The organism is Streptomyces colonosanans (assembly GCF_001866645.1).
Taxonomy (GTDB): Bacteria; Actinomycetota; Actinomycetes; order Streptomycetales; family Streptomycetaceae; genus Streptomyces; species Streptomyces colonosanans.
Map to the genome: position 1 here is coordinate 1 of NZ_MLYP01000049.1, position 22522 is coordinate 22522.

Annotated in this window: 20 protein-coding genes; 8 read left to right on the forward strand and 12 right to left on the reverse strand. The window is 72.2% G+C overall.

The window, feature by feature from the left end; translation table 11 throughout:
* From BIV24_RS18740 to BIV24_RS18765, 6 genes are all read right to left on the reverse strand, one after another.
* Nucleotides 1-565, reverse strand: a 565-nt coding sequence (locus BIV24_RS18740) for a hypothetical protein (RefSeq protein ID WP_107459562.1), incomplete at its 3' end; no start/stop codon positions are given.
* Between the two features lie 201 nt (nt 566-766).
* Entirely contained in the window at nt 767-1564 is a 798-nt protein-coding gene (locus BIV24_RS18745; protein WP_071367502.1) for a type III pantothenate kinase, read from the reverse strand.
* 9 nt (nt 1565-1573) lie between these two features.
* The gene (nadC, locus tag BIV24_RS18750; protein ID WP_071367503.1) at nt 1574-2554 is read right to left on the reverse strand and encodes a carboxylating nicotinate-nucleotide diphosphorylase; all 981 of its coding nucleotides are present in this window, start codon (nt 2552-2554) and stop codon (nt 1574-1576) included.
* 5 nt (nt 2555-2559) lie between these two features.
* Nucleotides 2560-4326 carry an L-aspartate oxidase gene (locus tag BIV24_RS18755; protein WP_245766863.1) on the reverse strand — a complete coding sequence of 589 codons (1767 nt, stop codon included), beginning with the start codon at nt 4324-4326 and terminating at the stop codon, nt 2560-2562.
* Complete coding sequence (panC, locus tag BIV24_RS18760; RefSeq protein WP_071367504.1) at nt 4323-5342, reverse strand: pantoate--beta-alanine ligase; 1020 nt, start codon at nt 5340-5342, stop codon at nt 4323-4325. The genes BIV24_RS18755 and panC overlap by 4 nt, the downstream gene beginning before the upstream one ends.
* Nucleotides 5339-6259: a Rossmann-like and DUF2520 domain-containing protein gene (locus BIV24_RS18765; protein ID WP_071367505.1), complete on the reverse strand. Its 921-nt coding sequence runs from the start codon at nt 6257-6259 to the stop codon at nt 5339-5341. The genes panC and BIV24_RS18765 overlap by 4 nt, the downstream gene beginning before the upstream one ends.
* 195 nt (nt 6260-6454) lie before the next feature.
* On the opposite strand from BIV24_RS18765, the gene BIV24_RS18770 reads away from it, so the two are divergent.
* The gene (locus BIV24_RS18770; RefSeq protein ID WP_071367637.1) at nt 6455-7675 is read left to right on the forward strand and encodes a threonine aldolase family protein; all 1221 of its coding nucleotides are present in this window, start codon (nt 6455-6457) and stop codon (nt 7673-7675) included.
* Nucleotides 7676-7913: 238 nt separating this feature from the next.
* Here the strand turns inward: BIV24_RS18770 and BIV24_RS18775 are convergent, their stop codons facing one another.
* Nucleotides 7914-8132, reverse strand: coding sequence for a hypothetical protein (locus tag BIV24_RS18775; protein WP_071367638.1), 219 nt, complete (start codon nt 8130-8132; stop codon nt 7914-7916).
* A 159-nt stretch (nt 8133-8291) separates the two neighbouring features.
* On the opposite strand from BIV24_RS18775, the gene BIV24_RS18780 reads away from it, so the two are divergent.
* Nucleotides 8292-9398, forward strand: coding sequence for a DUF5937 family protein (locus BIV24_RS18780; protein WP_071367506.1), 1107 nt, complete (start codon nt 8292-8294; stop codon nt 9396-9398).
* Nucleotides 9399-9435: 37 nt separating this feature from the next.
* Here the strand turns inward: BIV24_RS18780 and BIV24_RS18785 are convergent, their stop codons facing one another.
* Together BIV24_RS18785 and BIV24_RS18790 are read right to left on the reverse strand one after the other, a co-directional pair.
* Nucleotides 9436-10107 (reverse strand): response regulator, encoded by a 672-nt coding sequence (locus BIV24_RS18785; RefSeq protein WP_071367507.1) that lies wholly within the window; start codon nt 10105-10107, stop codon nt 9436-9438.
* Between the two features lie 68 nt (nt 10108-10175).
* Complete coding sequence (locus BIV24_RS18790) at nt 10176-11378, reverse strand: sensor histidine kinase (RefSeq protein WP_071367508.1); 1203 nt, start codon at nt 11376-11378, stop codon at nt 10176-10178.
* 369 nt (nt 11379-11747) lie between these two features.
* Here BIV24_RS18790 and BIV24_RS18795 point away from each other — a divergent pair, with 369 nt between their 5' ends.
* The gene (locus BIV24_RS18795) at nt 11748-12773 is read left to right on the forward strand and encodes an SAM-dependent methyltransferase (RefSeq protein ID WP_071367509.1); all 1026 of its coding nucleotides are present in this window, start codon (nt 11748-11750) and stop codon (nt 12771-12773) included.
* Here BIV24_RS18795 and BIV24_RS18800 read toward each other — a convergent pair.
* Nucleotides 12738-13889 carry an NADH-quinone oxidoreductase subunit D gene (locus BIV24_RS18800; RefSeq protein ID WP_071367510.1) on the reverse strand — a complete coding sequence of 384 codons (1152 nt, stop codon included), beginning with the start codon at nt 13887-13889 and terminating at the stop codon, nt 12738-12740. The genes BIV24_RS18795 and BIV24_RS18800 overlap by 36 nt on opposite strands.
* A gap of 31 nt (nt 13890-13920) precedes the next feature.
* Here BIV24_RS18800 and BIV24_RS18805 point away from each other — a divergent pair, with 31 nt between their 5' ends.
* Nucleotides 13921-14409 carry a PH domain-containing protein gene (locus tag BIV24_RS18805; RefSeq protein ID WP_071367511.1) on the forward strand — a complete coding sequence of 163 codons (489 nt, stop codon included), beginning with the start codon at nt 13921-13923 and terminating at the stop codon, nt 14407-14409.
* A complete protein-coding gene (locus tag BIV24_RS18810) occupies nt 14406-15749 on the forward strand; it encodes a PH domain-containing protein (protein WP_071367512.1) in 1344 nt (447 codons plus the stop codon). The genes BIV24_RS18805 and BIV24_RS18810 overlap by 4 nt, the downstream gene beginning before the upstream one ends.
* 93 nt (nt 15750-15842) lie before the next feature.
* Here the strand turns inward: BIV24_RS18810 and BIV24_RS18815 are convergent, their stop codons facing one another.
* Both BIV24_RS18815 and BIV24_RS18820 read right to left on the reverse strand, forming a co-directional pair.
* Nucleotides 15843-17036, reverse strand: a complete 1194-nt coding sequence (locus BIV24_RS18815; RefSeq protein ID WP_071367513.1) for a hypothetical protein — start codon at nt 17034-17036, stop codon at nt 15843-15845.
* Between the two features lie 486 nt (nt 17037-17522).
* The gene (locus BIV24_RS18820; protein WP_071367514.1) at nt 17523-18650 is read right to left on the reverse strand and encodes an alpha/beta hydrolase; all 1128 of its coding nucleotides are present in this window, start codon (nt 18648-18650) and stop codon (nt 17523-17525) included.
* Between the two features lie 230 nt (nt 18651-18880).
* On the opposite strand from BIV24_RS18820, the gene BIV24_RS18825 reads away from it, so the two are divergent.
* The 3 genes from BIV24_RS18825 (at nt 18881) to BIV24_RS18835 (ending at nt 22356) form a co-directional block, all read left to right on the forward strand.
* Nucleotides 18881-20707, forward strand: coding sequence for a phosphatidylglycerol lysyltransferase domain-containing protein (locus tag BIV24_RS18825; RefSeq protein WP_071367515.1), 1827 nt, complete (start codon nt 18881-18883; stop codon nt 20705-20707).
* A gap of 198 nt (nt 20708-20905) precedes the next feature.
* Nucleotides 20906-21856 (forward strand): dihydropteroate synthase, encoded by a 951-nt coding sequence (gene folP, locus BIV24_RS18830; RefSeq protein ID WP_071367516.1) that lies wholly within the window; start codon nt 20906-20908, stop codon nt 21854-21856.
* A complete protein-coding gene (locus tag BIV24_RS18835) occupies nt 21853-22356 on the forward strand; it encodes a nuclear transport factor 2 family protein (protein WP_071367517.1) in 504 nt (167 codons plus the stop codon). Before folP ends, BIV24_RS18835 begins: the two co-directional genes overlap by 4 nt.
* Nucleotides 22357-22522 lie beyond the last annotated feature (166 nt).

The window sequence follows — 22522 nt, forward strand, 5'->3', positions numbered from 1 at the left end:
TGGGGCGCGAAGGACGCGGACTCTGCGGTTCCGGCCGGGGGGCGGGTCTTTCGGCCGGCTTCTCGCCGGGCCTGCGGGCCGGGTCCTGGGGCGGGTCCTCCGCGACCGCACGGCCGCCCGGAAGCGCCGTGAGACGGGCGCGGGAGGCGGGGATCGTGGCCGTGCGGGGGGTGAGACGGGCACGGGCACCGTGTTCGGCGAGGGCGCGGCAGCGGTCGAGGAGGGCGGCGGCAGTGGGGGCGCCACGCAGGGCGCCCAGGGCGGCGAGGTCGTCCGGGACAGGGCGGTAGCCAACGCCCAGAGCCTCCTCCAGGAGGGCGCAGTAGCCGGCTGCGGCGCCCGGGAGCGTGGCGCGGTAGCGGGCGAGGTCGGCCAGCAGGAAGGCCCTGAGGCGGGCGCCCTCGCGTACCGCCTCGTCGACGGACTCGGCGAGGCGTAGACACTCCTGGACGTCCTCGGCGGAGGCGGTACGGGGCTGGAGGGCGAGGGCGAGGGCGCGGCGGAGCACACGCAGCTCCTCCGCGCCGAACGCCAGGCCGCCGCGGGATCCGTGTGGCGTGGGCATGCGGGGACGCTACCGCTAATCGGACAAAACCGGCCTCGTTGGGATGTCGTGTCGCCGGGGGTTCCCTCAGGTGGGGGCGATGTACACCTGTTCGAGGTTGTGGCGGGGATCAACGACGCGTGCGGGCATGGCGCGGGGCCTCGCGGCCACCCGCCAGAACCGCACCGGGCGGCAGCCCCGCACCCCGTCGGGGCTGCCCCCTCACATGCGTGACACGTTGCGTTCGTACACCAGGCGCAGGCCGATCAAGGTCAGCCACGGCTCGTGCTCGTCGATCAGCGAGGACTCACCGAGGACCATCGGGGCCAGGCCGCCCGTCGCGATGACCGTGACGTCGTCCGGGTCGTCCGCCAGCTCGCGGGTCATGCGGCTGACCACGCCGTCGACCTGGCCCGCGAAGCCGTACACGATGCCCGCCTGCATCGCCTCGACGGTGTTCTTGCCGATCACCGCCCGCGGACGGGCCAGCTCGATCTTGCGGAGCTGAGCGCCGCGGACGCCGAGGGCGTCGACGGAGATCTCGATACCGGGGGCGATGACGCCGCCCGTGTACTCGCCGCGCGCCGAGATCGCGTCGAACGTCGTCGCCGTGCCGAAGTCCACGACGATCGCCGGGCCGCCGTAGAGCTCGACCGCCGCCACCGCGTTGATGATGCGGTCGGCGCCGACCTCCTTCGGGTTGTCCATCAGGATCGGGACACCGGTCTTGATGCCGGGTTCGACCAGGACCGCGGGGACGTCGCCGTAGTAGCGGCGGGTAACCTCGCGCAGCTCGTGCAGGACGGAGGGGACCGTAGAGCAGACCGCGATGCCGTCGATGCCGTCGCCCAGCTCCTCCCCGAGGAGCGGGTGCATGCCCATCAGGCCCTGAAGGAGCACCGCCAGTTCGTCAGCCGTACGGCGCGCGTCCGTGGAGATGCGCCAGTGCTCGACGATGTCCTCGCCGTCGAACAGGCCGAGGACGGTGTGCGTGTTGCCTACGTCGATGGTCAGCAGCATGGGACCCGCCTACTCCGCCGCTCGCAGGTCCAGGCCGATGTCCAGGATCGGGGAGGAGTGCGTCAGCGCTCCGACCGCCAGGAAGTCGACGCCCGTGTCCGCGTACGCCTTGGCGTTCTCCAGGGTCAGCCGGCCCGACGCCTCCAGCTGGGCGCGGCCGGCGACGAGGGCAACCGCCTCCTCGCACTCGCCCGGCGTGAAGTTGTCCAGGAGGATCAGGTCGGCGCCCGCGTCCACGGCCTCGCGCAACTGGTGGAGGGTGTCGACCTCGACCTCGACCGGCAGGCCCGGGAACATCGTGCGGACCGCCTCGAAGGCCTCCGCCACGCCGCCCGCCGCCACGACGTGGTTGTCCTTCACCAGCGCCGCGTCCGACAGGGACATGCGGTGGTTGACGCCCCCGCCGCAGCGGACCGCGAACTTCTCCAGGGAGCGCAGGCCCGGCGTCGTCTTGCGGGTGTCCCGTACGCGTGCGTTGGTGCCCTGCAGGGAGTCCGCCCACGCGCGCGTGGCCGTCGCGATGCCCGACAGGCGGCACAGCAGGTTCAGCGCGCTGCGCTCGGCGGTGAGCAGGTCGCGGGTGCGGGTGGTCACGGTCAGGAGCTTCTGTCCGGCCTCGACTCGGTCGCCGTCGTCCACATGGCGCTCGACCTCGAACTCGTCCGTGCAGACCACCGAGATGACCGCCTCGGCGACCCTGAGGCCCGCCACCACGCCCGCCTCGCGCGCGGTGAAGTCGGCCGTCGCGACGGCGTCCTCGGGGATCGTCGCGACCGTCGTCACGTCCACGCCGTGGTCCAGGTCCTCCTCGATGGCCACGTTGGCGATGTCCTCGACCTCCACAGGGTCGAGTCCGGCGTCCGCCAGCAGCTGGGCGAGGGCGGGGTCGAGCCCGCACTCCATGTACGCGTCCTGGTCGCCGTCGGCACCGCAGGCGCAGCCGTCGCCGCAGCCGCCGCTCGGGACGAGGGGAAGGTCGGGGGTGCTCACTTCTGTCACTGCTCCTGGGGACGCGGGCTGGGAGTACCCCCTGCTCGGGCGGAGCCCGGAGCGTGGGGCACGGTCGGGGGGAAGTCTGCGGTGTCGGTGGTGCGCACGGCCAGCGATCGGTCCGGATTCAGCCGTACGACGATGTGGCGGCGCCAGGTGGTGTCGTCGCGCCGGGGGTGGTCCTCGCGCCAGTGGCAGCCGCGGGTCTCCTCGCGCAGCAGGGCTGCGGCGACCAGGACCCGGGCCATGCAGAGGAGGTTGGTGGTCTCCCAGGTGTCGACGCCGGGCTCGGACGTCTTGCCGTTCCTGTCGAGGCAGTCCCGCGCATCGGCGTGCAGCCACTGAAGGCGGTCCGCGGCCTTCTGCAACGACTCAGCGGACCTGAGCACGCCGGCACCGTCCGTCATGATCCGCTGGATGGTGAACCGGTCCTCGGGGGCGAGCAGCGGGTGCGCGGGCTCCTCGGAGGACGCAACGGTTTCGGGCACGCGCGCGGGGAAGCCGTGTTCCGTGCGGCCCGCCGCGATGTCGGTGGCGATGCGCTCGGCGTAGACCAGGCCCTCCAGGAGGGAGTTGGAGGCGAGCCGGTTGGCGCCGTGGACACCGGTGCAGGCGACCTCCCCGCACGCGTACAGGCCGCGCACGGTCGTCCGGCCGTGGGAGTCGGTGCGGACGCCGCCGGAGGCGTAGTGGGCGGCCGGGGCGACCGGGATGGGCTCGGTGACCGGGTCGATGCCGTGGGCGCGGCAGGCGGCGAGGATCGTCGGGAAGCGGTGCTCCCACATCTCGGCGCCGAAGTGGCGGGCGTCGAGGTACATGTGCTCGGCGTCCTGCTCCTGCATGCGGCGCATGATGCCCTTGGCGACGATGTCCCGGGGCGCCAGTTCGGCCAGCTCGTGCTGCCCGACCATGAAGCGCACCCCGTCCGCGTCCACCAGGTGGGCGCCCTCGCCGCGCACCGCCTCGGAGACCAGCGGCTGCTGGCCCTCCGCGTCCGGGCCGAGGAACAGCACGGTCGGGTGGAACTGCACGAACTCGAGATCGCTGACCTCCGCGCCGGCGCGCAGGGCGAGCGCCACGCCGTCACCCGTGGACACCGACGGGTTGGTCGTCGCCGAGAAGACCTGGCCCATGCCGCCGGTCGCGAGGACCACGGCGGGCGCGTGCACGGCGCCCACACCGTCGTGCTGGCCCTCGCCCATGACGTGCAGGGTCACGCCCGCGGCGCGACCGTCGGCGTCGTTGAGCAGATCCAGGACCAGCGCGTTCTCGATCGTCCGCAGCCCACGCGCGCGGACCGCCTCGACGAGCGCGCGGGAGATCTCCGCGCCGGTCGCGTCGCCGCCGGCGTGCGCGATACGGCGGCGGTGGTGGCCGCCCTCGCGGGTGAGCTGGATGCCGCCCTCGTCGTCGGTGTCGAACTGCGCGCCGGTCGAGATGAGCCGGCGTACGGCGTCCGGGCCCTCGGTGACCAGGATGCGTACGGCCTCCTCGTCGCACAGGCCCGCGCCCGCCACCAGCGTGTCGTCCAGGTGCTGCTCGGGGGTGTCGCCCTCGCCCAGGGCCGCCGCGATGCCGCCCTGCGCCCAGCGGGTGGAGCCCTCGTCGAGGCGGGCCTTGGTGACGACGACCGTCTTCAGGCCGGCCGCCTCGCAGCGCAGGGCCACGGTGAGGCCGGCGACGCCGGAGCCGACGACCACGACGTCCGCGGAGATGGACCACCCCGGGGCGGGCGCGTGCAGTCGTATGCCTGTGTGCCTGCGCTGGATCACGTCGCGGCTCCGTCCGGGTCGACGGGTTCGGGAGCTCCGAAGGAGAGCGGGATGTTGTCGATGAGCCGGGTCGTTCCGACCCGGGCGGCGACGGCGAGGACCGCCTCGCCGGTGAAGTCGTCGGGGACGTCGGTGAAGTCCGACGGGTCGACCAGGGTCAGGTAGTCGAGGACCAGGGGCGGATCCTGGCGGACGGCCTCGTCGATGACGAGCCGGGCAGCGGCGCGGACGGCGTTGGGACCGCCGGGGGCGGCCTTCGCCACCGCGTGCGCGTCGGCGGCGGCGCGCGACTCGCCTATCGCGCTGAGGGCCTCGGCACGCGCGCGCGTGGCGGGTATCTCGCGGGCCCGCGCGCGCAGGGCCTCCTGGGCCGCGTGCCGGTCACGGCCCGCGAACAGGGCACGGGACAGGGCGAGTGCGGTGCGCCGTTCATCGGGCGAGAGGTAGCGGTTGCGGCTGGAGAGGGCCAGGCCGTCGCCCTCGCGCACGGTGGGCACGCCGATGATCTCCACGCCGAAGTTCAGGTCGCGCACCATCCGGCGGATCAGGGCGAGCTGCTGGGCGTCCTTCTGCCCGAACAGGGCCGCATCGGGGCGGGTGAGGTGCAGCAGCTTGGCGACGACGGTGAGCACGCCGTCGAAGTGGCCGGGGCGGAAGGCTCCTTCGAAGCGCTCACCCATGGGCCCCGCGGTGATCCGTACCTGGGGCTCGCCGCCGGGGTAGACCTCGTCCACGGCGGGAGCGAACACGGCGTCCGCACCTGCCTGCTCGGCGACCTTCAGGTCGGCGTCCAGGGTGCGCGGATAGCGGTCGAGATCCTCGCCCTCGCCGAACTGGAGGGGGTTCACGAAGACGGTGACGACGACCTCGCCATCGGCCCCGGCGATCCGGCGGGCGGCGCGGATCAGGGTGGCGTGGCCCTCGTGCAGGGCTCCCATGGTCATCACGACGGCACGGCGGCCGTGCTGCACGCGCGCGTGCAGCTCGTCGGCGGTGCGCAGCAGGACGGTGGTCATCGGGGCTCCCCTTCGGTCCCGTTGGCGAGTACCCCGAGCAGGTCTTCGGCCAGCTCCGGCTTGAGTAGTCCGTGGGCCAAAGCCCGGTCGGCGGTCGCGCGGGCCATCGCCAGGTATCCGGCGAGGGTCTGCGGGGCGTGCCTGCGCAGCTCGGTCACGTGCGCGGCGACCGTGCCCGCGTCTCCGCGCGCGACGGGACCGGTGAGGGCCGCGTCACCGGAGCGCAGGGCGTTGTCCAGGGCGGCGCCGAGCAGCGGGCCGAGCATGCGGTCGGGGGCCTCGACGCCCGCCGCGCGCAGCAGCTCCATGGACTGGGCGACCAGGGTGACCAGGTGATTGGCTCCGAGGGCGAGCGCCGCGTGGTAGAGCGGGCGCATCTCCTCGGCGATCCACTCGGGCTCGCCCCCCATCTCGATCACGAGGGCCTCGGCGGCCAGCCGCAGCTCCTCGGGCGCCGTGACCCCGAAGGAGCATCCGGCCAGGCGCTGGACGTCCACAGGGGTACCGGTGAAGGTCATCGCGGGGTGCAGGGCGAGCGGCAGGGCTCCCGCGCGCAGGGCGGGGTCGAGCACTTTCGCGCCGTACCGCCCGGAGGTATGCACGAGTAGCTGTCCCGGCCGCACGGCACCGGTCTCGGCGAGGCCCTCCACGAGGCTCGGCAGCGTGTCGTCCGGAACGGTCAGGAGGACCAGGTCCGCCCGTTCCAGCACCTCGGCGGGCGGGACGAGGGGAACGTCCGGGAGCATCAGCTCCGCCCGCCGTCTGGATGCGTCGGAGACCCCGGAGGCGGCGACCGGGCGGTGCCCGGCGAGTTGCAGGGATGCGGCGAGCGCCGGGCCGACCCGGCCTGCTCCGACCACCCCCACGCTGAGCCGCGCTGGGCGGTCTTTGGGGTCGGGTTGCTGGAATGTACTCACTCGACGGTGGCCTTCCCGTTCCAGTCCGCTCTGGGTACCGGACGATTTCTCGTCATGTTAACGCGATCCAGTCACGCGCCGGTCGGCCGTCCACAGCCTGTGGGCTTCCGCAGGTTGCGGGTAGGGAGAGTGAGGGTGCCCGAGGCGAGGGCCGCACGGCATGATCCGGGCATGGACACGAGGGCGGAGGGGGACATGGCACAGACGACTGGGCGGGACGAGGAACGCTCGGCACGGAAGCCCGGCGGACCGGACGCGGAGCAGCCGGTGTCGGCCACCGAGGGGCTGTTGCGTCTGCGGCGAGAACACCGGATCGCCGCCTACCGGCGCGCGGAGCGCGTCCTGGCGCGCCCGGGCTTCCTGGGGACGCTCCGGGAGCGGCTGGCGCTGCTCGAGGACGCGCAGGACGTGTACGACCTGGACGAGACCGGGGACGTCTACGGGAACGGGGTCGTGGAGGCCCTGGAGGAGAAGGTCGCCGGACTGCTCGGCAAGGAGGCCGCCGCCTTCTTCCCGACGGGCACCATGGCCCAGCAGGTGGCACTGCGCTGCTGGGCCGGCCGCACCGGGAACACCACGGTGGCCCTGCATGCGCTCGCCCACCCCGAAGTCCATGAACGCAAGGCGTTCAGCCAGGTCAGCGGATTGCGGCCGGTGCGCGTGACGAGCGAGCCGCGGTTGCCGACCGCCGACGAGGTGCGCGGATTCGAGGAGCCCTTCGGGGCGCTGATGCTCGAGTTGCCCCTCAGGGACGCCGGTTTCGTGCTGCCCTCCTTCGAGGAACTGACCGAGATCGTCCAGGCCGCGCGCGAGCGCGACGCGGTGGTGCACTTCGACGGCGCGCGCCTGTGGGAGACCACCGTCCACTTCGGCCGCCCCCTGGACGAGATCGCGGACCTCGCGGACAGCGTCTACGTGTCGTTCTACAAGTCCCTCGACGGGTACGGCGGCGCCGCGCTCGCGGGTCCCGCCACGCTCGTCCAGGAGGCGAAGGCCTGGCGGCACCGCTACGGCGGTCTGGCCTTCCAGCAGTTCCCGACCGCGCTGTCGGCCCTCGCCGGCCTGGAGCGGGAGCTGCCCCGGCTGCCGGAGTACGTACGCCACGCGCGCGTGGTCGCCGCCGCGCTGCGCGAGGGGTTCGCGGCGGCCGGGGTGCCGTGGGCGCATGTGCACCCCGAAGAGCCGCACACGCACGAGTTCCGGGTCTGGCTGCCGTACGACGCCGATGTCCTCGGGCAGGCCGCGGTCCAGCAGGCCGAGGAGACCGGAACCCTGCTGTTCGCCAACCCCTGGGACGTCGGTGGTCCCGGCCTGGCCTTCACGGAGATCTCCGTGAAGGCCCATGGGCTGGCATGGACTGCGGACGATGTGAAGGTGGCCGTGACGGAGTTCGTGGGGCGGCTTCCGGGGGCCTAGTAGTGCCCCAACAGGCAACGTTCGCCCCGTCGCGCCGCCCGGCACGCACTCTCGCCGCACCGACCGAAAACCCAAGTACATCCAGTACGAGGGCTTCCGGCCGGCACGCCGAGAGCACGCTCCCCCACTCTCGGCTTCGCTCGAGCGGGAGGTGCCCCCACGACGCCGCTCCTTGACGGGCAAACGTTGCCTGCCGGGGCACTAGCTGGTGCCGGGGCCCCAGCCAGGACCTGTTCCCTCAGCAGGTGGGGTGCGGGCGGCGGCCGGGCAGCAGGCGGGACAGTGCCGCGCGCAGCCGTCCGCGCGCCGGACGGCCCGCCAGGACGGCGCGAAACCGCCGGTAGTCGCGCAGTTCGCGGACGAGCTGCCAGTCATGGGTGCCGGGCGCGGGCGGGGCGGGTTCACCGAGCCGCCGGGCACGGTAGGTGTCGAGGAGGTACTGCTCGGTGACGGTCATGACGGATCGCCTCTTCAGGAACGGGAACGGGATCCGGAAGGCTCCGCGGCTGCCCCGGTGGTGCACCAGCCTGCACCCGCCCCGGCCGTGCGTCGCCCCGATTGACGGCCGTCGTCAATCGTCGGCGGCGTTGTCGGTGTCCGGGTGCACCATGTGGTGATGAGCGTGGACATCGACATCACCGGGCTGCGACGGGAGAGGATCACCGTCGTGCCCTCCCCGCTGGCCGAACTCGGGATGGCCCTGCACGCGCTGGCCGAGCCCGGCCACCATCCCGGGCTGCAGGGCTGGGCGACCACCGTGATCGCGGGCCTCGACTCACACCTTGCCGACCGGATGTGCGAGGCCGACTTCCTGTGGCGTACGACGTTCTCGGACCTCTTCCTGCCGTGCGCGGGCATACCGGGCCGGGACGCCCTTCCCGGTGCCACGCTCGGCGAGGAACTGGACCTGCAGGACAAGCTCAGCGACGAGCAGTTCGTGGACGCGGCACTGGAGTTCACGTGCGCGCCGCCGTACAGCGCACCCGGCCCCGCCGCGCTCACCGACGCCGGCACCCGCCGGCGCGCCCTGGAGCTGGCCGCGGCGCGCGGCCCGCAGCAATTGCGTTTCACCGAGCGGCTGCTGGCCGACCCGCCGCGCATCCGGGCCTGGCTGCGACAGTTCCTCCAGGACTGCGACGAGGCATTCTTCGCCGACACCTGGTCCCGGGTGCGCCACCAACTCGCGGCGGACGCCCGGCACAAGACAGACCTGCTGCGGCGCAGGGGTCTCGCCGAGGCGCTGGCGTCGGTGTCGTCCGCGGTGATGGTCGACGAGGCCGCGGGCCGGATCACCGTCGACAAGCTCGACAAGAACCACACCGCCACGATCGACGGCGGCCTGCTGCTCGTGCCCACGAGCCTGGGGTGGCCGCACCTGATGGTGCTCCACCGCTACGGCTGGCAGCCGGTACTGCACTACCCGGTCAGCTCCCCGGAGCTGGCCGCCCCGCCGTCGGTGGAGCAGCTGACCCTGCGGATGACCGCCCTGTCCCACCCGGTGCGGATGCGTATGTGCCGCAGCCTCGCCCGCAGCGCGTTCACCACAGGCGAGCTGGCCCAGGTGCACGGCATGACGGCGCCGGAGATATCCCGCCACCTGAGCGCCCTGAAGAAGGCGGGCCTGCTCACCACCCGCCGCCGCGGCCGGTATGTGCTGCACCAGCTGGACGTGACCGTGGTCGCCCGGCTGGGGAGCGACTTCCTGGAGGGGATCCTCAGATAGCCGCCGGCCGGGGATGTGCCGCAGGGGCATCCATGCCTCAGCCGGTCCCGCCCACCCGCACCAGACCGGTCTCGTAGGCGAGGACGACCACCTGCACCCTGTCCCTGAGCCCCAGCTTGGTGAGGATGCGGCCCACGTGCGTCTTGACGGTCGCCTCGGACAGCACCAGCCGCGCCGCGATCTCCCCGTTGGACAGGCCCTGGGCGACCAGGATCATGACCTCGCGCTCACGGTCGGTGAGCCGTTCCAGCTCCTTGTGCCGGGGCCCCGAGGTGCCGCTCGGGAGCATCGGCGCGAAGCGGTCGAGGAGGCGGCGGGTGGTGGAGGGCGCGACCACGGCGTCACCGCTGTGGACGGAGCGGATGGCGGTGAGCAGCTCGCCGGGCGGCACGTCCTTGAGCATGAAGCCGGAGGCGCCCGCCTTCAGCCCGGAGAAGGCGTACTCGTCGAGGTCGAAGGTGGTCAGGATCAGCACCTTCGGCGGGTTGGGCTCCACACAGATGCGGCGGGTGGTCTCCACGCCGTCGAGCTTCGGCATACGGACGTCCATGAGGACCACGTCGACCTGGGTGGAGCGCAGCGTCTGAAGGGCCTCGACGCCGTCGCCCGCCTCTGCGACGACCTCCATGTCCGGCTGGGCGGCCAGCACCATCCGGAACCCGGTGCGCAGCAGCACCTGGTCGTCGACGAGCATCACGCGGATCGGCATGGCGGGGGTCCTCCGGTCAGTCGGACTTCGGTCGGGTGGCTGGGTCGTGTCACGGGCAGCGGGATGTGTCAGGGGGTCGGTTTCAGCGGCAGCAGGGCGCTGATACGGAAGCCCCCGCCGGGGCGGGGGCCCGCGTCCAGGGTGCCTCCTACCATGCCGATGCGCTCGCGCATACCGATCAGGCCGTGGCCCTGGCCGTCGGCGCCGCCCTCCTCGTACAGCTCGTGCGGGGCGCCCTTGCCGTCGTCCTCGACGAGCAGTCCGAGGCCGTCGTCGAAGTACACCAGCCGTACGCTCGCGCCCGTGTTGGGACCCCCGTGCTTCCGGGTGTTGGTGAGCGCCTCCTGGACGATGCGGTACGCCGTCAGCTCGACGCCACTGGGCAGCGGGCGCGGGGTGCCCTCCACCTTGAAGTCGACGGGCAGGCCCGCGTTGCGGCACTGCTGGACGAGGTCGTCGATCTGCTCGACGTCGGGCTGCGGGACGTATTCGCCGGCCTCCTTGTGCTCGCCGGTGCGCAGCACGCCGAGCAGGCGGCGCATCTCGGCAAGGGCCTGACGGCCGGTCCCCGAGATCGTCTCCAGGGCTTTCTTCGCCTGGTCGGGGGCGGCGTCGAGGACGTAGGCGGCGCCGTCGGCCTGCACCACCATCACCGAGACGTTGTGCGCGACCACGTCGTGCAGCTCGCGGGCGATACGGGCGCGCTCGGCGGCGACCGCGACCTTGGACTGCGCCTCGCGCTCCTTCTCCAGGCGGGAGGCACGCTCCTCCAGCTGGGCGAGGTAGGCGCGGCGGGTGCGCAGGGAATCGCCGAGGACCCAGGCGAGGGCGAAGGGGACGGTCTGGAAGAGCGCTATCGCGGTATTTCCCAGAACACCCGCGTCCTGCGGCCAGCGCATCTGCGCGAGCGTGCCGGCGCACAGGCCGCCGACCAGGCCGACGCGGGAGGCCCAGCGGGGGCCGTCGGCGGCGACCGTATAGATGATCACCAGCATCGCGAAGTCCGCGATCATCGACTGCTCGTCCAGGACCAGCTGCGCCAGCCCCGTCGCGACGGCCACGAGGAGCATCTTCTCGGGCATACGTCTGCGCAGCGCGACGACCACGGACAGGACGGCGGAGACCGCGAGCCCCCCGCGCGGCGACCCATGATGGTCCGGCGCCCCATTGACGTTCGTCACACTTACGCAGGAAAGCCCGAACAGGATGACGGCCCAGAAGCCGTCCACCCACGTCGGGTGCCTGCGGAGGAAGTCGTAAAGGCGCTGCACGTAACCCAGGGTAGGAAGTGCTTTGTGTGCAGGGGTCAACCGGAGGGCCGATCCCGGACGGGCACGCCTACTCCGCAAGGTGGATGCTCAGTGATCCCGAAGCAAGGGGATGCTGTAAGAGGCCACGGGGTGTCGTCCGGAAGGCCACAGGGCTCGTTCGCACACAGTAGAAGCCTGGGTGCGGAGCGTGAGGGCGCTGGTTGTGCGCGCCCGGCGTGCGCGCCGGAGCGTCGACCGGTCGGCGTATACCGGCCGCAAGAGCCCGACTCGGGCCACAAGCGCCTCACGGCGCGCGTACGCCACCGCCACCGTCACCCCTCACCACCCCACCGCCCCGGTCCGCTTCCGCGCCCCTCGTAGCCTGACCCCGTGGCACACGAGGTGAACGGTGAGTGGCGCGGCTGGCGGGCGGCGGCCCAGGAGGCGCTGTACGGGGCGGGCGGGTTCTACCGGCGGCCTGAGGGGCCCGCGGGGCACTTCCGTACGTCCGTGCACGCCTCGCCGCTGTTCGCCGCCGCCGTGGCCCGGCTGCTGTGCCGGGTCGACGAGGCACTGGGACGGCCCGCCGAGCTCGCCTTCGTCGACATGGCGGCCGGCCGGGGCGAGCTGGCCGCCGGGGTCCTCGGCGCTCTGCCGCCGGACGTCGGCGCCCGCGTGCGCGTGTATGCCGTCGAGATCGCCGACCGTCCCGAAGGCCTCGATCCCCGGATCGAATGGCTCGACGCGCCGCCCGAACGGATGACCGGACTGCTGTTCGCGAACGAGTGGCTGGACAACGTGCCGGCCGAGGTCGCAGAAGCGGGCGCCGACGGCGTACCGCGTCTGGTCCTCGTACAGGAGGACGGGACCGAGCGCCTCGGCGATCCGGTCGCGGGCGCGGAGGCGGAGTGGCTGGCACGCTGGTGGCCACTGCCCGCCGAGGGGTTCCGTGCCGAGATCGGCCTGCCCAGGGACACCGCCTGGGCCGCCGCCGTCGCCACCGTCGACCGCGGGCTCGCCGTCGCCGTCGACTACGCGCACCGCGCGGATGCCCGGCCGCCCTTCGGAACGCTCACCGGATTCCGAGCGGGCCGGGAGACCGCACCCGTGCCGGACGGCTCGTGCGACATCACAGCGCACGTGGCGCTGGACGCGTGCGCCCTGCCGGGTGCGCGCCTGCTGACCCAGCGCGCCGCCCTGCGCGCCTTGGGCCTCACCGGGGCGCGCCCCCAGCTCACGCTCGCTTCCACCGACCCCGCAGCGTACGTACGCGCCCTCGCGCACGCCGGAGCCGCCGCGGAACTCATCGCGCCGGGTGGCCTCGGCGACTTCGGCTGGCTGCTCCAGCCCGTCGGGATCGCCGGCGCCTCGCTCGGGGGGCTACTTGTCGATGTCCCCGACCACGAAGAACAGTGACCCCAGGATCGCCACCATGTCCGCCACCAGCGTTCCCGGCAGCAGTTCGGTCAGGGCCTGGATGTTGTTGTACGAGGCCGAGCGCAGCTTCAGCCGGTACGGGGTCTTCTCGCCCTTGCTGACCAGGTAGTAGCCATTGATGCCGAGCGGGTTCTCGGTCCAGGCGTACGTGTGACCCTCGGGCGCCTTGAGCACCTTCGGCAGCCGCTGGTTGACCGGCCCGGGCGGCAGCTCGGCCAGCCGGTCCAGACACGCGTCGGCCAGGTCGAGCGCGTTGTGCGTCTGCTCCAGCAGGCACTCGAAGCGGGCCAGGCAGTCGCCCGCCTGCCGGGTGACGACCTTCAGCGTGTCCTGGAGTTCCCCGTACGCCAGATACGGCTCGTCCCGGCGCAGATCGAAGTCCACGCCACTCGCGCGCGCGATCGGCCCGCTCACGCCGTAGGCGTGCACGGCTTCGGGCGTGAGGACGCCCACGCCGCGCGTGCGCCCCCGGAAGATCTCGTTGCCGAGCACCAGGTCGTCGAACCGGTCCATGCGGGAGCGCACATCGGCGACGGCGGCACGCGCGCGCGTTGTCCAGCCGGCGGGCAGGTCCTCCTTGAGACCGCCGACGCGGTTGAACATGTAGTGCATACGCCCGCCCGAGATCTCCTCCATGACGTTCTGGAGTTCCTCGCGCTCCCGGAAGGCGTAGAACACCGGCGTGATGCCGCCCAGCTCCAGGGGATACGAGCCGAGGAACATCAGATGGTTCAGCACCCGGTTCAGCTCGGCGAGGAGCGTGCGCATCCACACCGCGCGCTGAGGGACCTCCATGCCGAGCATCCGCTCGACGGCGAGGACCACGCCCAGCTCGTTCGAGAAGGCGGAGAGCCAGTCGTGGCGGTTGGCGAGCATGATGATCTGGCGGTAGTCCCGCGCCTCGAAGAGTTTCTCCGCGCCGCGGTGCATATAGCCGATGACGGGCTCCGCGTGCATGATCCGTTCCCCGTCCAGCACGAGCCGCAGCCGCAGCACGCCGTGCGTGGAGGGGTGCTGGGGGCCGATGTTGAGCACCATGTCGGTGCTCTCCGCGGCACCGCCGATCCCGACCATGGTCTCCGTCTTGGGAGTCATGGCCCCAGTCTCTCGTACGTAGGCTTGCGGCATGGAAACGGGGACCGCGCCGGAGGATGAGCCCGTCTGGGCGGGGCTGCCGCCGGGGCTGCTGCGGATGCGACGGCTGTTGCTGGTGGTGTGGCTGGGATTTCTGACCCTCGCGACGGGGCTGCTCCTCGGCCTGCTCGCCGGGCCCGGCTGGGCGCTCTTCGCGCTGCTGCCGCTGACCCTGCTGCTGTGGGGCTGGGTGCTGCTGGGCCGCAACTGGCGCTCCTGGCGGTACGCCGAGCGGGCCGACGACCTGCTGATCAGCCGGGGCGTGCTGTGGCGCGAGGAGACCGTGGTCCCGTACGGCCGCATGCAGCTCGTCGAGGTCACCTCCGGTCCCGTCGAACGGCACTTCGGGCTGGCGAACGTCCAGCTGCACACCGCGGCCGCGGCGACGGACGCCACCATCCCGGGCCTCGACCCGGCCGAGGCGGAGCGGCTGCGCGACCGGCTGAGCGAACTGGGCGAGGCCCGATCGGCGGGGCTGTGAGCACGTCCGAGGGGCAGCCCGAGGTCCACAGCGGGCAAAAGGCCGGCGGGCAGGAGGTCAGGGAACGGCGTCTGCACCCCGTGACCCCGCTGCGTCGTGCCTGGGCCCCGGTCACCGTGATCGCCGGATGGGGGGTGCACGACCCCCACCAGGCCCAGGAACAGCTGACGAAGCTGACCGCGACCACACTTCTGACGGGCTTCGCGATACTCGTCCCGGCCGCCTCCCTGTACGGCTTCCTGAGCTGGTGGTTCACGCATTTCGCGGTGACCGACAGCGAACTGCGCATCCGTACGGGCCTGTTGTTCCGCCGCACCGCGCACATCCGTCTGGACCGGCTGCAGGCCGTCGATGTCACCCAGCCGCTGCTGGCCCGGGTCGCGGGCGTCGCCAAGCTGAAGCTCGACGTCATCGGCGCGGACAAGAAGGACGAACTCGCCTTCATCAGTGAGAGCGAGGCGCGGGCGCTGCGGGCCGAACTCCTCGCCCGCGCCGCCGGTTTCGCCCCGGAGACGGCCCACGAGGTCGGCGAGGCGCCCGTCCGTCGGCTGTTGCACGTGCCGCCGGGCGTACTGGCCCTCTCCTTGGTACTCACGGGCGCGACCTGGGGCTCCCTGCTCGCCGCGCTCGTCGTGCCGCCGGTGCTGTGGTTCGCCACCCACAGCCTGTGGACAGTGTTCGCGGTCGGGGTGCCACTGCTCGGCGGGGCGGCCACCAGGAGCGTGGGGCGCTTCATGGGTGCGTACGACTGGACGGTCGGCGACTCACCGGACGGGCTCCGCATCGACCATGGGCTGCTCGACCGCGCCCATGAGACCGTGCCGCCCGGGCGGGTGCAGACCGTGCACATCGTGGAGCCCCTCCTGTGGCGGCGGCTCGGCTGGGTGCACGTCGAACTGGACGTTGCGGGCTCCTCCCAGTCGGTTCTGATACCGGTTGCTCCGCGTGCGGTCGCCGAGACGGTGATCGCCCGGGTGCTGCCGGGGGTGACCGTGCCCGCGTCCCTGCCCCGGCCGCCACGCCGCGCGGGCCGGTGCGTGCCCCTCTGGTGGCGCGGCTACGGGCTCGCCGTCACCGACACGGTCCTCGCCGCCCGGCACGGCCTGCTGCGCCGCAGCCTCGCGCTCGTACCGCACGCGAAGGTCCAGAGCGTACGGCTGACACAGGGGCCGTGGAAGCGACTGATGCGGGTCGCCGACGTGCACGTGGACACCGGCGCCGACAAGACGGTGACGGCGCGCCTGCGGGACGCGGAGGAAGCGGCAGCGCTGCTGTACGCACAGGCCGACCGGTCGCGTACGGGGCGGCGGGACGCCCGGCCGGACCGGTGGATGGCGTAACGGCCCGCATGCGGCGGGGCCGAGGCCGGCCTGAACGACGTGAGGGGCGGCGGCACTCGGCGTGCCGCCGCCCCTCGCCTCCACCGGCCGGACTCAGGACGCCGCGGTACGCAGCCCCTGAACGTCGATCTGCTCCGTCTCGTCATGGGCCGTCAGGTCGATGACCTCGCCCACGGCGTGCGCCTGCGGGTCCACGGGCTGAAGGCCGGACTCGGACTCCGCCTTGTGCACGGCGAGTGCCTCCTGGCCGACGACGTCCGCAAGATCCTCGTTCTGGACGGCGCCCAGGGCCTCGCCCGACGTCCGCGTGCCGAAGAAGTCGAAGCCACCCTGAACGGCCGGGCGCCACCGCGGAACCGGCTGTACGACGGCCGCGGCGGTCGGCACGGTGAAGTGACCAGAGCCGTGGACGGGCCTGGTGACGGACTGCTGCGTCGCGGCCGGGGCGGACGCGTGCTCCCGGACGGCGACCGCCGTGTGCTTCTCCTCGCCCTCCCCCTCCTCGCCGGAACCGCTCTCCCGCACGGGCGCGGCCTGCGCCTCATGGCCGGGAGCCGTCGCCTCCGGGGAAGCGGGCGTCTCCAGCGCGTCGTCCTCCCCTGTGTCGCCGTCCTGCGCGGAAGCGTTCGCCTCCGTGGCGTCGTCCTCCGCCTGGGCACCCTGCTCTCGCACCGCGCCGGAGTCCCGCCCGGCAAGCCGTGCCAGCGCCGAGTCGGCCCGTGCGAAGAGCGAGGAGCCCTCCGCGGAGAACACCCGCGGAGCCGACGGCTCGGACCCGGCGTCCTTCTCCGGCCCGTCCGCGGCCGAGGAAGCCACGTCCCCGAGGTCCCGTACGTCCGCACCGCGAACCGGCGGCAGCGCCCTCACCGGAGCAGCCGTCTCTATCGCCAGCAGGCGGCGGCCTTCCAGGGCGCTGGCCCGCTCCGTCTCCGCCGTGGCGTACCGCCGCAGGAGCGCCGCGTGTTCATTGCGCAGTTTCGCCAGCTCCGTGCGCTTGGCCCGCAGCTTGTGCTCCAGCTTGGTGCGCAGCTCGCGCGACTCCTCCAAGTCGGACTCCAGCTCGGCGACCCGCTCTTCGTGGCGCCACTCGTCGCTCGCCCGCGCGCGCATGAGATCGGCGACGCGTTTACCCGCGGCCACGTCCCAGCGGCGCATGACGAAGGCGCCGACGGCCGTCGTCACCGCGGCGCCCGCGGCCAGCCCACGAAGCAGCAGTGGCTCCGCGAACAGCCAGGGCCCTACGGCGCAGACGATCGAGACGCCGGCGATCACCGAAGGGGGCAACATCCTGTGCAAGGGCGGGGAATGACGGTGACGTCCACGTGGCATGGCCAGAAACTTACCGCGCGTAGACGAAAGATGGTGCCCCGCCTGGTAAAAACGCGGCGATTCGCGAAGCCTTCGCACGCGCCGCCGGGCAGCGGAAACGGAACCTCCGCGTCCCGAATCCGGCGTAATTCCCTCGGACACGGATGGTTCACGGACTCCCGGGCACCACATCGGCGGCTCCGACCGGGGCCTTCCGACCGCTTACAAGATCATTTCGCGCCAGTCGGGGAACCCGGCCCGCAGCCTTGTCTCCCCTCGCCCTGAACGACTCCCGGGGACATCCGTCCAGACGAATTCGCGTCGGTCGGCGGCAGTGGCAAAGGACCGCCGGGCGACAGCGCCGAAGAGACCCCCGTCGGCACCACCGAAGGAGGTGGCTCCACCGGGGAGCCGCCTCCTTCGGATTGCGCGGAATTCCTCGCACGGCCCCGCGCATTCGTCCGCTCAGCGGTCGCTGAGCCGCCCGCTCAGCCACTGCAGCGCTCCCGGAATCTCCCGCCGCCACGTGTTGAAGTTGTGGCCGCCGCTGTCGAGGATGATCGACGAGATCCGGGTCAGTCCCTTGCTCTGCACCTGCTCTATGAATTTGAGCGTGGCCTTGTAGTTGGCCTCGCCCACCTTGCTGCTGCTGACGAGCAGTGAGGTGTCGGGCGCCGGCATGTGCGTGAGGTACCACCGCAGGTCCGCACGGTTCTGCAATGCCTTGTCCCCGTGGAAGAGGTCGCCCGTGGTCGGGTCGAGCGGCGCCTTGTAATACGGGGACAGACCCACCGCGGCGGCGTACGAGCGCGGGTGATGGATCGCCAGCTTCAGCGCGCAGTACCCGCCCGTGGAGTCGCCGATGATGCCCCAGCTGCCGGGCTTCTTGCCCACCCGGTAGTGGGCCATGACCGCATCGGGCAGGTCCTTGGCGAAGAACGTCTCGGTCTGCGGTCCGCCCGGAACGTCCACGCACTCCGTGTCGCGCGGCGGTGCCACCGTCGGCCGCAGCATCACCAGGATCATCGGCTGCATCTTCCCGGTCTTGGCCAACTCGTGCGCCGTCTGCGGATAGTGCAGCCCCTTGATGAGCGCCTGGGCCGTACCCGGGTAGCCGGTGAGGACGACGGCCGCGGGGAACGTCCGCGTGCGGTACTGAGGCTGGAAGTACTCCGGCGGCAGGTACACGAACGCGGGCGTGGCGATACGGGTCGCAGGGCCCACGATGTCGACTTTCTGGATCTGGCCCCCGATCTGCGGCCGCGCGCCACCCGTCACGCCCACCTCCTGGGTGTCTATCACCTGGAGCGGGCCCGCCCGTGACCCTGCGGCGTTGTGGTCGACCACCACGCCCTGACCGCTCTCCTGGCCGAACAGGTCCGCCCAACTGGCATAGAACCCGAACGCCTGGTTGGCGGCGAGCCCGATGGACGCGAAGATCGCCAGCTGAGTGGCGAACAGCAGACCGACGCGTCCGCTGACGGCCCGCCAGTTCCGCCGCGCGAGCCGCGGCCAATACCACACCGTGCCGGCGAAGAGCAGCACGGCGAACACGACCGCCAGTGCCAGCACCTTGTTGCTCGTGAGACCCATGAGCTCTTCCCTGCCTGCGCTTTCCGTCTGGTGGAGCCGCCTCCACGCCTTCGTGAGGACTTGCCCCGGACTTTCCTTCAGCTTTGAAACGGCTTTGTGATGGGGAGTGAACCTCTCTCCCCGAGACACCGTCCTAGAGGGCGCAATGTCGCCGGATGCCCCAATCGGCACCGGACTCAAGGTCTCTCGCAGAACTACGGAATGCGATGTCTGTCAGGATAGATGGGGAAATGTCGAGTGAGGTTCCGGAGCAGCCGCGTGTGATGCGGCGCATACTGCGCGGCCCGCGCCCGGATGCCGTCCCCGCTCTGATCGCCAGAGCGTGCATGCTCGTGGGAATCCTGGACGTCGCGGCAGGCGTGTTCCCACGCTTCCGGAACAGCCGCATGCACCGCATGGCAGAGGTCCTGCCCGGTGCGCTCGGCCCGTTCGCGGCAGCCCTGTCGCTGAGCGCCGGCATCCTGTTGCTGCTCCTCGCACACGGGCTGCGCCGACGCAAGCGCCGGGCCTGGCGCGCGGCCGTGGTGCTCCTGCCGGCGGGCGCGGTGGCGCAGTTCCTCTACCGCCACTCGGTCACCGGCGTACTCATCTCGGTCCTGCTGCTGCTGCCGCTGCTGCTCCACCGGAACGAGTTCGCCGCCTTGCCCGATCCGCGCAGCCGCTGGCGCGCACTCGCCAACTTCGTCCTCATGGGCGCCGGCTCCCTGGGCCTCGGCCTGATCATCGTCAGCGTCCACCCGCACCGCATGGTCGGCGACCCGAGCCTGTCCGACCGCATTGAGCACGTCCTGTACGGCCTCTTCGGCTTCGAAGGACCGGTCGACTACCACGGCAACACCTCCTGGACGGTCGGCTTCTCGCTGGGCGCACTCGGCCTGCTGACCGCGGTCACGACGATCTACCTCGCCTTCCGCCCCGAGCACCCTGCCGCCCGGCTCACCGAGGAGGACGAGGCCCACCTGCGCGCCCTGCTGGAGAAGCACGGCGGCCGGGACTCCCTCGGCCACTTCGCGCTCCGCCGGGACAAGGCGGTCGTCTTCTCGCCGAGCGGCAAGGCGGCGGTGACGTACCGCGTCGTGTCCGGCGTCATGCTGGCCAGCGGCGACCCGATCGGCGACGTGGAGGCCTGGCCCGGCGCCATCGAGCGCTTCATGGACGAGGCGAAGGCCCATTCCTGGACCCCCGCGGTCCTGGGCTGCTCGGAGACGGGCGGCGAGGTGTGGACCCGCGAGACCGGCCTGGACGCCCTCGAACTGGGGGACGAGGCGGTGGTGGACGTCGCGGGTTTCTCGCTCGCCGGGCGCGCAATGCGCAACGTGCGCCAGATGGTGAAGCGGATCGAGCGCGCCGGGTACGAAACCCGGGTACGGCGCATCCGTGACCTCGGCGAGGGCGAGCTGGAACGCATACGGCACGCCGCCGAGGACTGGCGCGATACGGACACCGAGCGCGGCTTCTCCATGGCGCTCGGCCGCCTCGGCGACCCGGCCGACGGTGACTGCCTGATCGCCACGGCCCACAGGGTCGACGGGCAGGGTGAGCCGGAGGCGAGCCAGTACGGCGACCTGAAAGCCGTCCTGCACTTCGTTCCGTGGGGCAAGAACGGGGCCTCCCTGGACCTGATGCGCCGCGACCGCTCGGCGGACCCCGGCATGAACGAACTGCTGATCGTGGCCGCACTCCAGGCCGCCCCGAAGTTCGGCATCGAACACATCTCGCTGAACTTCGCGAACTTCCGCTCAGCACTGGCGCGCGGCGAGAAGATCGGCGCGGGCCCGGTGCTGCGGGCGTGGCGGGGCCTGCTGCTCTTCCTCTCCCGCTGGTTCCAGATCGAGTCTCTGTACAAGTTCAACGCGAAGTTCCAGCCCCGCTGGGAGCCACGCTTCGTGGTGTACGCGTCCTCCCGCGACCTTCCGCGCATCGGGCTGGCGGCCATGCAGGCGGAGGGCTTCGTGAACCTGGCGCTGCCGCGCTTCCTTCGCCGCAGGTTCCGTTCCGCCCGGCCGTGCGCACACAGGCGGGCGGAGCGGAGAGCGGAGGCCACGAGTAGGGCCTGACGGATGCGGGGGGGGCCGTGCGAGCACGGGCTGCCCGGAGCGGGGGACTCCCCGCGAGCAGGGATTGACCCGAAGCCGAAGGGGCAGCGCCCGGCCTCAGGGGCGGCCCCCTCGGGAACGGCCCGGCGGGGTGAGGGTCCGAGGCCGCGGACCCGCCCGCGCGCCGGGTGCCCGGCCACCGGGGCCTACGCTGAACACATGAGCACGATGACCGGGCGGGACCACGTGGCAGGCCTTCCGACATGGGACCGCTGCGCGGTCATGGGGGTCGTCAACGTCACCCCCGACTCCTTCTCCGACGGCGGCCGCTGGTTCGACACCGCCGTCGCCGTCAAGCACGGCCTCGACCTGGTCGCCGAGGGCGCCGACCTCATCGACGTCGGCGGCGAGTCCACCCGCCCCGGCGCCACCCGCGTCGACGAGGCCGAGGAGCTCCGGCGTGTCATCCCCGTCGTCCGCGGTCTCGCCTCCGAGGGCGTCACGATCTCCGTCGACACCATGCGCGCCTCCGTCGCCGAACATGCCCTCGCCGCCGGCGCCGCCCTCGTCAACGACGTCAGCGGCGGCCTCGCCGACCCCGCGATGATCCCGGTCGTCGCGGCGGCCGACGCCCCGTTCGTGGTCATGCACTGGCGCGGCATCCTGCAGGGCGACGGCGTCAAGGGCGTCTACCAGGACGTCGTCACCGAAGTCGTCGACGAACTGCACGCACGCGTGGAGGCCGTCCTGGAGGGCGGCATCGCCCCCGACCGGATCATCGTCGACCCCGGCCTCGGCTTCTCCAAGGAGGCCGAGCACGACCTTGCGCTCCTCGCCCACCTCGACCGCCTGCACACCCTGGGCCACCCGCTGCTGGTCGCGGCCTCCCGCAAGCGGTTCCTGGGGCGCGTACTGGCCGGTCCTCAGGGCGCACCGCCGCCCGCGCGCGAACGCGACGCCGCCACGGCCGCCGTCTCCGCGCTCGCCGCAGACGCGGGCGCATGGGCCGTGCGCGTGCACGAGGTACGGGCGACGGCGGACGCGGTACGGGTCGCACGCGCCATCGAGGAGGCACGCTCATCGGGCCGCGCACCGGGCGCAGGCACCTCGGAAGACGCCCCGGTCACCGGCACAGGCCCCCGCACCGGCACCCCTGAAGGAGCCCGGTGAGCACCGCCCATACCGACGTCGAACAGGTCGAACAGGCCAACACCGCCTTCTACGAGGCCATGGAGCAGGGCGACTTCGAAGCGCTGTCCGCGCTCTGGCTGACGCCCTCCGACCTGGGCGTCGATGAGGAGTACCACGACCCGGCCGACGTCGGCGTGGTCTCCTGCGTCCACCCCGGCTGGCCGGTCCTGACGGGCCGCGGCGAGGTTCTCCGCTCGTATGCGCTGATCATGGCGAACACCGACTACATCCAGTTCTTCCTCACCGATGTGCATGTCTCCGTGACCGGTGACACCGCCCTGGTGACCTGCACCGAGAACATCCTCAGCGGCGGCCCGGCCCCCGACGACGGCGCCGAGCTGGGCCCGCTCGTCGGCCAGCTGGTGGTCGCCACGAACGTGTTCCGCCGCACCTCGGACGGCTGGAAGCTCTGGTCGCACCACGCCTCCCCCGTCCTCGCCGAGTCCGGCGAGGAAGAGGAGGAGGACTCCCCCTCATGAGCCGGTGTGCGGCCCCCTCCCCCGTGAACAGGCCGCGCAGAGTGGCCGGAATCACCTACCCGTGGGTAGGTGCGGCCGCCGCCCCGTGAGCCGTCGTGTTCCGCGGGAAAACGCCGGATGAACCCTCGCGACCGTCTTGTCGGCTTATGCCTCCGGGGGCTACCTC